Source organism: Pseudomonas sp. BN411 (genome assembly GCF_029871235.1).
In the GTDB taxonomy this organism is placed as follows: Bacteria; Pseudomonadota; Gammaproteobacteria; order Pseudomonadales; family Pseudomonadaceae; genus Metapseudomonas.
This window is the reverse complement of sequence record NZ_SSOM01000065.1, coordinates 220,330-235,734: the sequence shown is the minus strand read 5'-3', so window position 1 is coordinate 235,734 and position 15,405 is coordinate 220,330. Positions and strand designations below refer to the sequence as shown.

General features: G+C 64.8%; 12 protein-coding genes. 6 read left to right on the top strand and 6 right to left on the bottom strand.

Annotation, left to right across the window (positions count from 1 at the left end):
• Positions 1–187 precede the first annotated feature (187 nt).
• From E8F06_RS11295 to E8F06_RS11275, 5 genes are all read left to right on the top strand, one after another.
• Positions 188–1,789 (top strand): ABC transporter substrate-binding protein, encoded by a 1,602-nt coding sequence (locus E8F06_RS11295; protein WP_280367065.1) that lies wholly within the window; start codon positions 188–190, stop codon positions 1,787–1,789.
• Positions 1,790–1,986: 197 nt separating this feature from the next.
• Complete coding sequence (locus E8F06_RS11290; RefSeq protein ID WP_190827084.1) at positions 1,987–2,997, top strand: ABC transporter permease subunit; 1,011 nt, start codon at positions 1,987–1,989, stop codon at positions 2,995–2,997.
• 20 nt (positions 2,998–3,017) lie between these two features.
• A complete protein-coding gene (locus tag E8F06_RS11285) occupies positions 3,018–3,914 on the top strand; it encodes an ABC transporter permease subunit (protein WP_280367365.1) in 897 nt (298 codons plus the stop codon).
• A 141-nt stretch (positions 3,915–4,055) separates the two neighbouring features.
• The gene (locus tag E8F06_RS11280) at positions 4,056–5,030 is read left to right on the top strand and encodes an ABC transporter ATP-binding protein (protein ID WP_280367063.1); all 975 of its coding nucleotides are present in this window, start codon (positions 4,056–4,058) and stop codon (positions 5,028–5,030) included.
• Entirely contained in the window at positions 5,027–5,998 is a 972-nt protein-coding gene (locus E8F06_RS11275) for a peptide ABC transporter ATP-binding protein (protein ID WP_280367061.1), read from the top strand. Before E8F06_RS11280 ends, E8F06_RS11275 begins: the two co-directional genes overlap by 4 nt.
• Positions 5,999–6,110: 112 nt before the next feature.
• On the opposite strand, the gene E8F06_RS11270 is transcribed toward E8F06_RS11275, so the two are convergent.
• On the bottom strand, positions 6,111–6,728 hold the full coding sequence (locus E8F06_RS11270; RefSeq protein ID WP_280367059.1) for a LysE family translocator: 618 nt from the start codon (positions 6,726–6,728) through the stop codon (positions 6,111–6,113).
• Between the two features lie 134 nt (positions 6,729–6,862).
• Here E8F06_RS11270 and E8F06_RS11265 point away from each other — a divergent pair, with 134 nt between their 5' ends.
• Positions 6,863–7,345, top strand: coding sequence for an Lrp/AsnC family transcriptional regulator (locus E8F06_RS11265; protein WP_280367057.1), 483 nt, complete (start codon positions 6,863–6,865; stop codon positions 7,343–7,345).
• Positions 7,346–7,501: 156 nt separating this feature from the next.
• Here the strand turns inward: E8F06_RS11265 and E8F06_RS11260 are convergent, their stop codons facing one another.
• From E8F06_RS11260 to E8F06_RS11240, 5 genes are all read right to left on the bottom strand, one after another.
• Positions 7,502–8,422 carry a biotin-dependent carboxyltransferase family protein gene (locus E8F06_RS11260; RefSeq protein ID WP_280367054.1) on the bottom strand — a complete coding sequence of 307 codons (921 nt, stop codon included), beginning with the start codon at positions 8,420–8,422 and terminating at the stop codon, positions 7,502–7,504.
• Entirely contained in the window at positions 8,419–9,096 is a 678-nt protein-coding gene (pxpB, locus tag E8F06_RS11255; protein ID WP_280367052.1) for a 5-oxoprolinase subunit PxpB, read from the bottom strand. Before pxpB ends, E8F06_RS11260 begins: the two co-directional genes overlap by 4 nt.
• Positions 9,093–9,839, bottom strand: a complete 747-nt coding sequence (locus E8F06_RS11250; RefSeq protein ID WP_280367050.1) for a 5-oxoprolinase subunit PxpA — start codon at positions 9,837–9,839, stop codon at positions 9,093–9,095. Before E8F06_RS11250 ends, pxpB begins: the two co-directional genes overlap by 4 nt.
• 436 nt (positions 9,840–10,275) lie before the next feature.
• Complete coding sequence (locus tag E8F06_RS11245) at positions 10,276–12,834, bottom strand: sulfite reductase flavoprotein subunit alpha (RefSeq protein WP_280367363.1); 2,559 nt, start codon at positions 12,832–12,834, stop codon at positions 10,276–10,278.
• A gap of 183 nt (positions 12,835–13,017) precedes the next feature.
• Entirely contained in the window at positions 13,018–15,225 is a 2,208-nt protein-coding gene (locus E8F06_RS11240; RefSeq protein ID WP_280367048.1) for a TonB-dependent siderophore receptor, read from the bottom strand.
• Between the last annotated feature and the right edge of the window lie 180 nt (positions 15,226–15,405).

Below are 15,405 nucleotides of genomic sequence, written 5' to 3'. Positions count from 1 at the left end.
GCCGGCGGAGGCGCAAGCACTCCTTCTTCCTTCGCCGCCATCGCCCGCCCGGGAACACCGATCTACGGACCCGGCTCGCGAATGACGGGCAACCTGCGGCCCACGAAGTCGCAGGGTCAGGTGTACAAGACACCGCAGGCTTCAACACCTGATATGCCGCCCTCAAAAAAACAACAACGAGGTTCGCATGCGTCAGAAAACCGCGCTCAAGTCCATGATTGCCGCTGGTCTCATCCTCGGTTCCGGCTTCACCCACGCCGCCAGCAACCTGGTCTTCTGCTCCGAGGGCAGCCCCGCCGGCTTCGACCCGGGCCAGTACACCACCGGTACCGACTTCGATGCGGCCTCGGAAACCATCTTCAACCGCCTTGCACAGTTCCAGCGTGGCAGCACCAAGGTCGAGCCGACCCTGGCCAGCAGCTGGGACATCAGCGAAGACGGCAAGCGCTACGTGTTCCACCTGCGCCCGGGCGTGAAGTTCCATACCACCGACTACTTCAAGCCGACCCGCGAATTCAACGCCGATGACGTGGTGTTCACCTTCCAGCGCATGCTGGACAAGAACCACCCCTTCCGTAAGGCGTACCCCACTGAATTCCCCTACTTCACCGACATGGGCCTGGACAAGAACATCGCCAAGGTGGAGAAGGTCGACGACATGACCGTCGCCTTCACCCTGAACGAGGTGGACGCCGCCTTCATCCAGAACCTGGCGATGAACTTCGCCGCGATCCAGTCCGCCGAGTACGCCGACCAGCTGCTCAAGGCTGGCAAGGCCGCCGACATCAACCAGAAGCCCATCGGCACCGGTCCCTTCGTGCTCAAGCGCTACCAGAAGGACGCGCAGATCCGCTTCACCGGCAACAAGGACTACTGGAAGCCGGACGACGTGAAGATCGACAACCTGATCTTCGCCATCAACACCGATGCCTCGGTACGTGCCCAGAAGCTCAAGGCCGGCGAGTGCCAGATCACCCTCAACCCGCGTCCTGCCGACATCGAGGCCCTGAAGAAGGACCCGAACCTGCAGGTGCCGAGCGAGCCAGGCTTCAACCTCGGCTACATCGCCTACAACGTCACCCGCGCCCCCTTCGACAAGCTCGAAGTGCGCCAGGCGCTGGACATGGCGGTGAACAAGAAAGCCATCATCGACGCCGTCTACCAGGGCGCCGGCCAGTTGGCGGTGAACGGCATGCCGCCGACCCAGTGGTCCTACGACGAGACCATCAAGGATCGCGAGTTCAACCCGGAGAAGGCCAAGGAGCTGCTGAAAGCCGCCGGCGTGAAGGAAGGCACCGAGATCACCCTCTGGGCCATGCCGGTTCAGCGTCCGTACAACCCCAACGCCAAGCTGATGGCCGAAATGCTCCAGTCCGACTGGGCCAAGGTGGGTATCAAGGCCCGCATCGTCAGCTACGAGTGGGGCGAATACATCAAGCGCGCCCATGCCGGCGAGCACGACGCCATGCTGATCGGCTGGACCGGCGACAACGGTGACCCGGACAACTGGCTGGGCACCCTCTACGGATGCGACTCGGTGGACGGCAACAACTTCTCCAAATGGTGCGATGCGAGCTACGACAAGCTGGTGAAGGCCGCCAAGGCCACCGCCGACGTCGAGAAACGCACCGAGCTGTACAAGCAGGCCCAGCACGTCCTGCAACAGCAGGTGCCGATCACCCCGATCGCCCACTCCACGGTCTACCAGCCGATGCGCGCCAGCGTGAAGGACTTCCTGATCAGCCCCTTCGGACGTAACAGCTTCTATGGCGTCTCCAACGGGCGCTGAGTGAACGAGGCCGGGCGACCGGCCTTCGTCGCATCCTCAATCCGACACCTAGATCGGACGAGGCCAATCTCACCTGCCACAAAAAACGCAAGGCAACCGACCCCCTCGGGCCGGCGCCTTTACCCACGCGGCCTAAACTGCTGGGAACGGTCAGTGTGTTGACCGGCAAAACAAAAGATGAGGAGTGATTCGCCCAAATGCTGAGTTTCATCGCGCGCCGACTGGGGCTTTTGATCCCCACCTTCTTCGGCGTCACCTTGCTCACCTTCGCCCTGATCCGCCTGATTCCCGGTGACCCGGTGGAAGTGATGATGGGTGAGCGTCGGGTAGACCCGGAAATGCACGCCCAGGCCATGGAACGCCTCGGTCTCAACAAACCGCTGCCGGAACAGTACCTGGACTACATCGGCAAGCTGGCACAGGGCGACCTGGGCGAATCGCTGCGTACCCGCGAAGGCGTCTGGCACGAGTTCCTCACCCTGTTCCCCGCCACCCTGGAACTGGCCATCGCCGCGCTGATCTTCTCCGGCACCCTCGGGGTGCTGGCGGGGGTGATCGCCGCCCTGAAGCGAGGCTCGCTATTCGACCACGGGGTGATGGGCATCTCGCTCGCGGGCTACTCCATGCCGATCTTCTGGTGGGGCCTGCTGCTGATCATGTTCTTCTCCGTGGGACTGGGCTGGACGCCGGTGTCCGGGCGTATCGACCTGCTCTACGACATCGAGCCGAAAACCGGCTTCATGCTCATCGACACGCTGTTGTCCGAAGAGGAAGGCGCCTTCGTCGACGCCCTGCGCCACCTGATCCTGCCGGCCATCGTGCTGGGCACCATCCCGCTGGCGGTGATCGCCCGCATGACCCGTTCGGCCATGCTCGAAGTGCTGCGCGAAGACTATGTACGCACCGCCCGCGCCAAGGGCCTGTCGCCGGCCCGCGTGGTCTTCGTCCACGGCCTGCGCAACGCGCTGATCCCGGTGCTCACCGTGTTCGGCCTGCAGGTGGGCACCCTGCTCGCCGGCGCAGTGCTGACCGAAACCATCTTCTCCTGGCCGGGCATCGGCAAATGGCTGATCGAAGCCATCGGCGCCCGTGACTACCCGGTGGTGCAGAACGGCATCCTGCTGATCGCCTGCCTGGTGATCGTGGTGAACTTCGTCGTGGACATCCTCTACGGCCTGGTTAATCCACGTATCCGCCATCAGCGTTAAGGAGACCTGACGTGACCACAATGCAACCCCAGGTCGACCCGAGCGTCCTCTACCCGTCGCCGCTCAAAGAATTCTGGAAGGCCTTCGCCCACAACAAGGGCGCTGTTGGCGGCCTTCTCTTCATGATCCTGATCGTCTTCTGCGCCCTCTTCGCTCCCTGGGTCGCCCCCCATGACCCGAGCGAGCAGTTCCGCGACTTCCTGCTGACGCCCCCGGTGTGGCTGGAAGGCGGCCAGGCGCAGTTCCTGCTCGGCACCGACGAACTTGGCCGCGACGTGCTCTCGCGCCTGATCCATGGCGCCCGTCTGTCGCTGCTGATCGGCCTGACGTCGGTGGTGATGTCGCTGATTCCCGGCATCCTCCTTGGCCTGGTGGCAGGTTTCTTCCCGCGCCTGTTGGGCCCGTCGATCATGCGCCTGATGGACATCATGCTGGCCCTGCCATCGCTGCTGCTGGCCGTGGCCATCGTCGCCATCCTCGGTCCAGGCCTGATCAACACCGTGATCGCCATCGCCATCGTCTCCCTGCCCTCCTACGTGCGCCTGACCCGCGCCTCGGTGATGGGCGAGCTGAACCGCGACTACGTCACCGCTTCGCGCCTGGCCGGCGCCGGCCTGATGCGCCTGATGTTCGTCACCGTGCTGCCCAACTGCATGGCGCCGCTGATCGTCCAGGCGACCCTGAGCTTCTCCTCGGCCATCCTCGATGCCGCCGCCCTGGGCTTCCTCGGCCTCGGCGTGCAGCCGCCCACCCCCGAGTGGGGCACCATGCTGGCCTCCGCGCGCGACTACATCGAACGCGCCTGGTGGGTGGTTTCGCTGCCTGGCCTGACCATCCTGCTCAGCGTGCTGGCGATCAACCTGATGGGCGACGGCCTGCGCGATGCGCTGGACCCGAAACTCAAGAATGCAGTCTGAGGAGCCCGCCATGAATTTCTCTATTCCGCGCCAGCTCCTCGTAGGAGCCAGCTTGCTGGCGAACCTACCGTCCCCCTTCGCGAGCAAGCTCGCTCCTGCAACGTCGCGTTCCAGCGTTGCGCATTGCCCGGAGTCCGCCGTATGAGCCTCCTTGAAATCAAGAACCTCAGCGTGCGCTTCGGCGACGCCAACGCCGTCCCGGTGGTGGATGGCCTCGATATCTCGGTGAACAAGGGCGAAGTACTGGCCATCGTTGGCGAGTCCGGCTCCGGCAAGTCGGTGACCATGATGGCGCTGATGGGCCTGATCGACGCCCCCGGCCGCATCACCGCCGACAGCCTGCGCTTCGACGGCCACGACATGCTCAAGCTCAAGGGCAAGCAGCGTCGCCACATCGTCGGCAAGGACCTGGCGATGGTCTTCCAGGACCCGATGACCGCCCTCAACCCCAGCTACACCGTGGGCTTCCAGATCGAGGAAGTGCTGCGCCAGCACCTGGGCCTGAAGGGCAAGGCCGCTCGCCAGCGCGCCCTGGAGCTGCTGGAACGGGTGGAAATCCCCGGTGCCGCCAGCCGTCTCGATGCTTATCCGCACCAGTTGTCCGGGGGCATGAGCCAGCGCGTGGCGATCGCCATGGCCATCGCCGCCGAACCCAAGCTGCTGATCGCCGACGAACCCACCACCGCCCTGGACGTAACCATCCAGGCGCAGATCATGGACCTGCTGCTGGACCTGCAGCGCGACCAGGGCATGGCCCTGGTGCTGATCACCCATGACCTGGCTGTGGTTGCCGAAACCGCCGACCGCGTGTGCGTGATGTACGCCGGCCAGGCCGTGGAAATCGGCGAAGTGCCGCGCCTGTTCGACGAGCCCACCCATCCTTATACCGAAGCCCTGCTCAAGGCGATTCCCGAGCACAGCCTGGGCGCCCACCGCCTGTCGACGCTGCCCGGCATCGTCCCCGGCCGCTACGACCGTCCCCACGGCTGCCTGTTGTCGCCGCGCTGCCCCTACGGCCAGTCCAACTGCGTGGCCCAGCGTCCGACGCTGGACCCGCACGCCCATGGCGCCGTGCGCTGCTTCTACCCCCTAAACCTGATCGAGGTGGCGCGATGAGTGCCGTATTGACCGCCCGAGACCTGCACCGCCACTACGAAGTCTCCCGTGGCCTGTTCAAGCCCCATGCCCTGGTGCGCGCCCTGAATGGTGTGTCCTTCGAACTGGAAGCCGGTCGCACCCTGGCCGTGGTCGGCGAATCAGGCTGCGGCAAGTCCACCCTCGCCCGCGCCTTGACTCTGATTGAGGAACCCTCCTCCGGCTCCCTGCAGATCGCCGGTCGCGAAGTGGCGGGCGCCAGCAAGGACGAACGCAAGCAACTGCGCCGCGATGTGCAGATGGTGTTCCAGAACCCCTACGCCTCGCTCAACCCGAGGCAGAAGATCGGCGACCAGTTGGCCGAACCATTGGTCATCAACACCGGCCTGTCCCGCGTCGAACGCCGCGAGCAGGTGCAGGCGATGATGCAGCAGGTGGGCCTGCGCCCCGAGCATTTCCAGCGCTATCCGCACATGTTCTCCGGCGGCCAGCGCCAGCGCATCGCCCTGGCCCGCGCCATGATGCTCAACCCAAAGGTACTGGTGGCGGACGAGCCCACATCGGCCCTGGACGTGTCGATCCAGGCCCAGGTGCTCAACCTCTTCATGGACCTGCAGGAGCGCTACAACACGGGCTACGTGTTCATCTCCCACAACCTCGCGGTGGTACGCCACGTCGCCAACGACGTGCTGGTGATGTACCTCGGCCGCCCGGCGGAAATGGGCCCCAGCGAACTGATCTACGAGCGCCCGCTGCACCCTTACACCAAGGCCCTGCTCTCGGCCACGCCGGCCATCCACCCGGACCCGAGCAAGCCGAAGATCAAGATCACCGGCGAACTGCCCAACCCGCTCAACCCGCCATCCGGCTGCGCGTTCCACAAGCGCTGCCCCTACGCCACCGAGCGCTGCAAGGTGGAAGTGCCGGAGCTGCGCCTGCTCGACGCCCGCCAGGTGGCCTGCCACAACGTGGAAACCATCAACGTTTGAGAGGGGAACCGGGAAACCCTTGTAGGGGCGAATTCACTCGCCAAGCAGGCCAACGGCCTGCCCGGGACAACTGCCGGGGATGCTGCGCATCCCTTGGCGAATGAATTCGCCCCTACAGATCTTTCAGCAACGCCAGCCTCACCCCGAACCCCACCAGCACTCCGCCGAACAGCCACTGCTGCACCCGCTGCACCAGCGGCCGGCGTCCCAGCCAACGGCCCAAGCCGGCACCCATCAGCGCATAGGCCGAGTCGAAGGCCAGCCCCACCGCCACCAGCACGGCCCCCAGCAGGGCGAACTGCAGCCCCAGGGGCCCGGCGTCCGGGCTGACGAATTGCGGCAGCAGCACGGAGCAGAACACCAGCGCCTTGGGGTTCAGCAGGTTGGTTAGCAGCCCACGCCGCAAGGCTTGCCAGTAGGCCCGCGAAGGCTGGCGCTCAGCGTCCACCACCAATGCCGACGTCTCCGCCTGGAGCAGCTTCAGGCCCAGCCAGAGCAGGTATCCGGCGCCAGCCAGGCGCACGACATCGAAGGTCCAGGGCGCGGTCTTGAACAACACAGCCAGGCCGAGACCGGCCAGCGCCACGTGGCACGCCCGCGCCAGCGCCAGCCCCAGTGCGGTTGCCAGGGCCATGGTGCGACCCTGGCGCGCACCGGTTTGCAGCAAGAGGATCATGTCGGGCCCGGGCAGCAGGTAGACCACCGCCAGGGCGATCAGGAAACCGGTCATGTCGTTCGCTCCAGAACAGCCTGTGGAGAGAAAATTCTAGGGCCGAAGGCCAGGGCAGGTGCTTGCGTATTCGGCCTACTTCGCCATGATTTCTGGCATTTCCTACCAACCTTACGAAGCACAACAGAGCATATATGCCAAAACTTAAACTCGACGCCCTGGACCATCGAATCCTCGCGGCCCTGCAGCGCGATGGCCGCCTGTCCAACGTGCAACTGGCCGACGAGATCGGCCTCTCCGCCTCCCCCTGCCTGCGCCGGGTACGGCTGCTGGAGGAGGCTGGGGTGATTCGCGGCTACCACGCCAGCCTGGACCGTGACGAAGTCGGGTTGGGCCTGACGGTATTCGTGGGGATCAAGGTAGAGCGCCATCGCCAGGAACAGGCCGACGCATTCCGCGAAGCGGTGATCAGCCTGCCGGAAGTGATCTCGGTGCACCTGGTATCAGGCGAAGCGGACTTCCTGCTGCAAGTGGTGGTGCCGGACCTGCGCGCCTACGAGCACTTCCTTACCGGCACCCTGCTCAAGCTTCCTGGCGTCAGCGACATCCGCAGCAACTTCGCCATCCAGACGGTGAAGGCACCTTCGCCGCTACCGTTGAATCACCTGCCGAAATGATCCGCTGCACGGACGGGCTGCTTCGCTGTGTCTGCATTAAGTGTTGTAAGTAGCTGCATTGCTCGTAGGAGCTGGCTTGCCAGCGAATGGCGCCCTTTTCGCTAGCAAGCTAGCTCCTACAAGGCACCTGGACCGACTGTCGATTTCTGGCAACAGCTAACGCCCAAAGAAGCGATAGAACGCCCGCAACTCGGCCTGCGCGTCCTCCAGGCTCATGACGATGAAGCGCAAGATCTGGTTCGCCGGGCATTGCGCCAGGCGCCCGAGGTCCATGGGATGAACCCAGCCGAGAATGGGGTAACCGCCCATGGTCTGGCGGTCGGCCATGAGGATGATCGGCTGGCCGTCCGGCGGCACCTGGATGGCGCCGCTGACCACGCCCTGTGACCACTGGCGCTGTGGTGCGACCAGGGGATCGCCCTCCAGCCGCACACCCATGCGGTCGGACTGCGGGCTGATCTGCCAGGACCGCTCGAAGAATGCCCGCGCCTGCGCTTCGTCGAAGCTGGCTGCGTCGCCGCCGAGCATCACCCGCAACGATTGCGCCACCTTGTAGTCCGGCTGCCAGGGCCAGGGCACGCTGGCGCCCCAGGGGAAATCGCCATCGCCGCCGGCGAGCAGGTCGTCCTCGGTCAAGCGCGTCCCCTCACCGTCCAGCCCGCCCAGGCCTTCGCGCAACTGGCAGGCGACGCTGCCCAGCACCGGTTCAGCGCTTATCCCGCCGACCAACGCCAGGTAGCCGCGTTGCCCGCTACGGGCGAAACCGATCTGCAAGCGCTGCCCGGCCTCAAGACGAAAGCGCGACCAGTTGAGGCGCAGTTCGCCATCGACATTCAGCGGCATGTCGGCACCGGTGAACGCCACCCAGAGCGCTTCCTCGGCTTCCAGCTCCACGCCACCCAGGGCGATCTCCAACACCGCGCATCTGCGGGGATTACCCAGCAATCGATTGGCCCAGGCTGCCGCCTGCGGGTCCATGGGGCCGGCCGGCGATACACCCAGGTGCTGCCACCCGTGACGGCCGGCATCCTGCAGCAGGCTCAGCGGGCCGGGCTTGATCACCCGCAGGCCGCTCATGCCTCGCCTCCTTCGACGCGGTAGCGGGCTTCGTCGATGGCGAAGAAGCGTACGCGGTCGCCCAGTTCCAGCGGACACGGCGGCTCACGGTGGGCGTCGAACAGTCGCCAGGGGCACAGCCCGAGCAGATGCCAGCCGCCTGGAGACGCCTGTGGATAAATGGCCGTCTGCCGCTCGGCGATGGCCAGGCTGCCTGCTGGCACACGAATACGCGGGCTGCTGCGTCGCGGCAGGGCCAGGCGCGAGTCGAGCCCGCCGAGGTAGGCGAAACCGGGGGAGAAGCCGATGGCGCCGACCCGGTACTCGGCGCTGCTGTGGATGTCCACCAGATCATCGACCGACAGTCCGCAGGACTCGGCCACCCAGGCAAGATCCTCGCCGCAGTACCAGATGGGAAATTCATGCAAACGGCCAGGGTCGGCCGCAGCCCCTTCCGCCAGCCAGGCTTCCAGCAACGGCTCGATGTGCAGCGTCAGGGCCTGGTGGTCGATGCGGGTGATGTCGTAGTGCAGCAGCAAGGTGGTCCAGCCGGGCACCAGGTCGAGCAGCAGGTGGCCCGAATGTCGGCGCAGGGTCTCGGCCAGCACGGCGATGCGTTCCGGCAAGCGGGCATCCGGCTCGTCGGCCAGTACCAGCAGCAGGGCTTCGGCGCCGGCGGGTTCGAGGCGGATCATAGGGCGTCCAGCTTGCCTCGCAGACGGCGGAGCACGGCCAGGGACTCGGGGTTGTCGCCATGCACGCAGAGGCTGTCGGCGGTAAGCCGCAGCGGCTTGCCGTCGATGTCCGGGAAGGGCTCGCCGGCGGCGATGGCCAGGGCCTGGTCGAGGATGCGTTCGGCCTCGTGGTGCACGGCACCCGCCAGGCGCCGGGGCGCAAGCTGTCCATCGGAAAGGTAGGCGCGATCGGCGAAGGCCTCGAACATCAGAGGCACGTCGGCGGCATCGGCCAGTTGCAGTTCACGGCTGTTGTCTGCCAGGGCCAGGACCATCAACGGCAGCCCCTTGCGGTAACTGCCACAGGCATCGAGCACCGCGGCGAGCAGGGCATCGTCGCGCACCAGGTCGTTGTACAGGGCACCGTGGGGTTTGACATAGGCCACCTGGGTGCCGACGACGCGGCAGAAGGCTTCCAGCGCACCGATCTGGTAGAGCACCTGGGCGCGTACCTCTTCCGGCGAGCAGGTCATGTGACGCCTGCCGAAACCGGCGAGGTCCGGGTACGCCGGATGGGCGCCGATGCGCACCCCGTGGCGCTGCGCCAGTTCGACGGTGCGTTGCATGGTCAGGGGATCGGCGGCGTGGAAACCGCAGGCGAGGTTTGCCTGGTCCACCAGCGGCATGGCGTGTTCGTCGTCGCCCATGCGCCAGGCGCCGAAGCTTTCCCCCATGTCGCAGTTCAGCAGGATTCGTCTGTTCATGAAGCGGATTATGGCTAAAAGCCGGCGCTCTGGCTGGGAACAATTCATTCGCCGTGAAAGGCACCCTCTCCCCAACCCTCTCCCTGAAGGGAGAGGGGGTGGACGGTGCAATGCCTGGCCGCGATTCTTTTCCTGTGGGGGCGAATTCAGCCGCCGAGATGGCTAAATGGCGGCGCTCTTGTAGGAGCGAATTTATTCGCGAAAAGGATTGGCACGGAGCTGGCCAGACGTTGCCCTCACCCCCCGCCCTCTCCCGCAGGCGGGAGAGGGGGCTGTACGTGCCAAACGGGTTGTTTTCACTTTTCCTGTGGGGGCGAATTCATTCGCTAAGCAGGCCGAAGGTCTGCCCTTGAGTGCCCCTGCAAAAAAACGCCCCACACTAGGCGGGGCGAACATTCCCTAGGAGCAGGGATCACTCGGTTCGGCGCTAGCGCCTTCAATACACATCGCGGCGGTAGCGACCATCGTCATTCAGTTGCTGCAGCGTTTCGTCGCCCAGGATGTCGCGCAGGGTGCGGTCGACGCCTTCAGCCATGCCCTGCAGGCTGCCACAGACGTAGATCACCGCGCCCTCGGCCAGCCAGGCACGCAGCTCATCGGCGGCCTCGCGTAGGCGGTCCTGCACGTAGATCTTCTCGGCCTGGTCGCGGGAGAAGGCAAGGTCCAGACGTTGCAGTTCGCCCCTGGCCAGCCAGCCCTGCAGCTCATCGCGGCAGTAGAAGTCATGGGCCTGGTTGCGCTCGCCGAACAGCAACCAGTTGCGGTTGCGGCCAGCGGCGATGGCGGCCTTGAGCAGGCTGCGCAAACCGGCGAGCCCGGTGCCGTTGCCGATGAAGATCAGCGGACGGTCTTCTTCGATCAGATGGAAGCGGCTGTTGCGACGCAGGCGCAGCGGCACGACGGCACCGACCGGCAGGTAATGGGTCAGCCAGCCGGAGGCGATGCCCAGGCTGCCGTCGGCATGTTGTTCCTGGCGCACGATCAGCTCCAGCGCACCGTCGCTGGCCAACGAAGCGATGGAGTACTGCCGCACCGACAGGCCGATCAGTGCCTGCACCAGCGCCTGCGGTTGCAGACCAACCAGATGTTCGAACGAACTCGGCAGCAGGCGCCCTGCCAGTGCCTGGCGCAGCGACTGGCGCAGTCCGTCCAGTTCGACCTGGACATTGCCGTCGAGGTGGTGCCTTGCCAACCAGGCGTCGATGACCGATTCGGCCTGACTCGGAAGGATTTCCACCAGGTCGCCGGCCTGCCAGTCCACTTGACTGCCCGCTGGAGCGCGCAGTCGCAGGAGCCAGGTGGATTCTCCCGGGCTGCCCGGGTTGAGGTGCTCACGGCCCTCCAGCGTCCAGCTTTCGAAGTTCGGGCCGCTCCAAGGGGTCAGCATGGCGCCGCCGGAGACCTGAGCCAGTCGCTGCTGCCACTGCTGCAGGGCGCCGCTGTCGCCATTGTCCACTTCCACCGGATCGAACAGCTGGCTCGCGCCCTGCCCTTTCAACCAGCTCTGCAAGCGGCGGCCGAAACCGCAGAACTGCTCGTACTGACGGTCACCCAGGGCCAGCACGGCAAAGCGCAGGCCGGCGAGCTGGGAAGCCTGGCCAAGCACCTTGCGTTCGAAGCCACGGGCGTTGTCCGGTGCCTCACCGTCACCGAAGGTGCTGACCACGAAGAGTGCGTTGCTGGCCTTGGCCAAGGCGCCGCCGTCCAGCGACGCCAGGGGTTCGACGCGCACCGGCAGGCCGGCCGCCTGGAGCTGGCCGGCGCTCTGCCAGGCCAGTTGTTCGGCGAGGCCGCTCTGGCTGGCGAAACCGATCAGCCAGGAACCCTCGCCAGTGCTCTCGGCCAGGCCGCCACGGGCAGCCCGGGCCGCGCGCTTCTTGCGCCGACGGTCCAGATAGAGCAGCCAGCCGGTAATGAAGAACAGCGGCATGGCCAGGCTCGCCAGCATCATCAGGATGCGCCCCGTCAGGCCGAAGTACTCGCCCACGTGCAGCGCATAGATGCTGGTCAGCAGTTGCGCCTTGAAGCTCTTGTCGGTGTAGCGGTCGCTGCGCTTCACCTTGCCGGTGGCCGGATCGAGGACGATCTGGTTCAACGCACGCGGATGTGAGGCGTCTTCCAGCAGGTAGAACACCTGGGCCGGCTGGCCACCCACCGGTGGCAGGCGCAGGTTGTAGGCACTCATGGTCGGGCCGGCGGTTTCGCGGATGCTCTTCCATACGGCGTCGTAGTCCACCACCAACGGCGGACCGGACGGGGCCTGCATGCCCGGGCGGCCACGACCTTCACCACGGCGCTCGCCCTGCTTGCCCTGCTGGCCGGCAGGAGCGTCCGAGAGCAAGCGGTTGAGGCCTTCGCGGTACCACTCGTAGGACCAGAACAGGCCGGTCAGCGCGGCCAGGAGATAGAACACCAGGCACCAGGTGCCGGCGACGGCATGCAGGTCCCAGTTGAAGCTGCGCCCCTTGCGTGACCAGTCGAGGGTCAGCCAGGCACGCCAGCTACCGGCTTTGCGCGGCCAGCGCAGATACAGGCCGGAGAGGCAGAAGAAGATCAGGATCAGGGTACAGGCGGCGGTGATCTGCTTGCCGAACTCGCCCATGGCCAGGAAGCGGTGCAGTTGCAGCATCAGGCCAAAGAACTTCTGGCCCACCGGATGGCCCAGCAATTCGCCGGTATAGGGGTCGAAGTAGCGCATGGGGCCACGACGCTCGCCCGGCGGCGGCATGAAGAAGACGCGGGCGGCATGGTCGTTGTTGGTTTCGACCCAGAGGCCGGACACCTTCTTGCCTTCGGCTGCCTCGATCTTGCTCACCAGTTCGGCGGGCGGCAGCACGCCGCTGTCACGCACTTCGACCGACAGGGTCTCGGGGTTGAGCAAACGCAGGATTTCTTCCTGGAAGCTGTAGGCGGCGCCGGTGATGCCCATCAAGGCCAGTACCAGCCCCGCACTGATACCGAACAGCCAGTGCAGCTGGAACAAGGTCTTCTTCAACACGTGATATCCCTCGGATACGCGTCTGGCGACGCGTCGAATCGCTCGTTCGCGGCAGGCCCCATGCCTGGCCGGAAGGCGATTCTATTTGAGAACGGGATGCATAAAGTCGGGATTCAGATCTTTTACCTTTTATTTACAGCCATCTCCGAGGGCCCTTGTGTAGGGCCCTCGGCTCGGTCGTCAGAACGAGTAGCTGGCGGTCAGGATCGCCGAACGGGCATCGCCGTATTCGATAGCGGAAGAACGCGCGTCGGTACCGTTCTGCTGACGCACACGCTCCACGTAGTCCTTGTCGAACAGGTTGTTCACGTTCAGCTGCAGGTCCAGGTTCTTGCTGACCTTGTAGCCGACCATTGCGTTGTGCAGCCAGTAGGCGTCCAGCTTGGCGGTGGTGCTGGAGCTCACGTTACGTTCGCTCACGTAACGCGCGCCGTAGCCCAGGGTCCAGCCTTCCGGCAGCTCGTAAGTGGTCCACAGGTTGAAGGAGCGCGGCGGGGTGTTCCCCAGCGCCTGGCCTTCGCGAGCGATACCCGCGGCGGTGTCGGCAGCATCAAGGGTCTCGCTGGACTGGAAGGTGTAGTTGGCGAACACATCCCACTGCTCGGTGATGTGGCCGGTCAGACCCAACTCCACGCCCTCGACACGCTGCTTGCCGGCCAGTTGGGTCGAACCATCGGCCATGGTTTCACGTGCATTGGTCTTCTCCACCCGGAACAGCGCACCGTCCACTGCCAAGCGGCCATCCAGCAGCTCCCACTTGGTGCCCAGCTCCCAGGTCTCGTTCTTTTCCGGGTCCAGGTTCTCGGTCGCTGCGGTCAGGCCACCACCGTTGGAGGCGATACCCTCAGCGGTGGGGTTGAAGGAGTTGCCCCAGGCCACATAGATGCTGCCGTTCTCTACCGGCTTGTAGACCAGGCCAGCGCGGCTGCTGAGCTTCTCGTCCTTGGAGGTGAAGTCGCCGGTCTGTTGATGGGTCGCACCGAAGGTATCGCTGTGCCCTTTGAACCAGTCGTAACGCAGGCCGGCGTTGAAGTCCCACTGCTCGTTCAGGGCGATGGTGTCGAAGACATACAGCGCCTTGTCGTCCAGCTGGTTCTCGGTGAATCCGGTGGTGGCCTTGTTTACCGGGCCGTCCCAGTGTCCGGGCGGGTTCGACAGGTCGAAGCCATTGGACGGGTACAACGCGTTGCCCAGACCGTGGTTGTAGCTCTTGAGGTCGAAGTCCTCACGGGAGATTTCCATGCCGGTAACCAGCTCATGACCCAGCCCGAAAGTGTCGAAGCTGGCGCGCAGGTTGGTCTGGTTGATCCACATCTCGGTGGTGGTGTCGCGGCCGGAAGCCTGCGGGCCTGCGGGGCGGTAGCGGCCCGGAGGAACGCCCTGGATGTTCACATGAGACGCCGAGACGATGGTATTGCGGTCGATGCGGCTGTAACGGGTCAGGTTCTGCAGGCGCAGGTTGTCGTTGAAATCGTGCTCAAGGTTCGCGGTAAAGGCGTTCTGCTCGATCTCATCCTTGTCCAGGTTTTCCCAGCCGAAGTAGTCCTCGCGGCTGACACCGCCGAGCTTCTTGCCATCACGGGCCGGCACGCCGTAGTCCGGCAGGTTGTCGTCGGTCTGATGGAAGGCGCTCAGGGTCAGGCGAGTGGAGTCGTTGAAGCCCAGGCGCAGAGAGGGAGCGACACCCCAGCGCTCGCGATCGATCTCGTCACGGCCGGGCACGTCGTTCTCGTGGGCCATTACGTTCACACGGAAGGCGCTATTGGTGCCCACGCCTTCCAGCGGCTGGTTGGCGTCCAGGGTGAGGCGATGGTAGTTGTCCGTACCGAGGCCGCCACCGAGGGTGGTGAAGGCGCGGTCCATGGGCTGCTTGCTGATGATGTTGATGCTGCCACCGGTGGTGCCGGCGCCGCCGAACACCGAGTTCGGGCCCTTGATGACCTCGACCTGCTCGATGTTGAACGTATCGGTACGGCTGGTCTGGGCGCTGTCGCGCAGGCCGTCGATCTGGATGTTGTTGTTCGCAGAGAAGCCACGAATGTTGATGCTGTCGCCGGAGCCACCGCCGCCTTCACCGGCGTTGAAGGTGATACCGGACACGTTGGACAGCACCTGGCGCAGGCTCAGGGCCTGCTGCTCCTGAATCACTTCCTTGGGCACCACGGTGATGGTCTGCGGGGTGTCCAGCAGCGGAGCGGTGTATTTCACCGAGGAGGATTGCTCGACCTTGTAAGTTTTCTTGGCGGCCTTGCCGTCGACATTCACGTTGCCGAGTTCAAGAGCCTTGCTCTGCTCGGCGGCCATGGCCAGGCCGGCGGTCGAGATGGTGGCGAGACCAATGGCAGTCGCCAGAAGAGCACGTTGCGGCAGATTGTTTTTCTTGCTCATAAGAATCACTCCCCGGTGAATTTGAGGCGCGATTCTATTTGCGAATGTTTATCAGTAAATATTAATGCAAATACTTTACATAGAATTTACATTTCTCGAGAGCCTGCATGGACTCATGAGATCAGCCAGTTCCCCGCTAAGCACCTCGATCATGACGCCATCCGCTGCAATAAATCCGGA